This window comes from Shewanella sp. CAL98-MNA-CIBAN-0140 (assembly GCF_040309905.1).
Taxonomy (GTDB): domain Bacteria; phylum Pseudomonadota; class Gammaproteobacteria; order Enterobacterales; family Shewanellaceae; genus Shewanella; species Shewanella psychromarinicola.
Genome location: NZ_JBEOPI010000189.1, coordinates 1 through 265, shown reverse-complemented (window position 1 = coordinate 265; position 265 = coordinate 1). Strand labels below are relative to the sequence as shown.

Annotated in this window: 1 protein-coding gene; it reads right to left on the bottom strand. The window is 54.0% G+C overall.

Annotation, left to right across the window (positions count from 1 at the left end):
- Positions 1-265 (bottom strand): aminotransferase class III-fold pyridoxal phosphate-dependent enzyme (locus AAEY93_RS20695; protein ID WP_351079556.1); only part of this gene is annotated, 265 nt, incomplete at both ends.

The window sequence follows — 265 nt, the reverse complement described above, 5'->3', positions numbered from 1 at the left end:
CTTATAAGGCGCGACCTTACCATTGAGATTGACCGCAGCCAGTGTGCGCCCATGAAAGCCACCATCAAACGCAATGACGCCTGTGCGACCCGTTTTCATGCATGCTATCTTTATAGCGTTTTCGGTTGCTTCTGCACCGCAGTTGGTGAGCATCCCTGCCAGCTCGCCGCTAATAGGCACAAGCTCACACAATCGCGGCATAAAGCTTTGATACGGCTGATGCGCTGCCGCATTGTAGGCATAGTGAATCAGCGCCTGGGCTTGC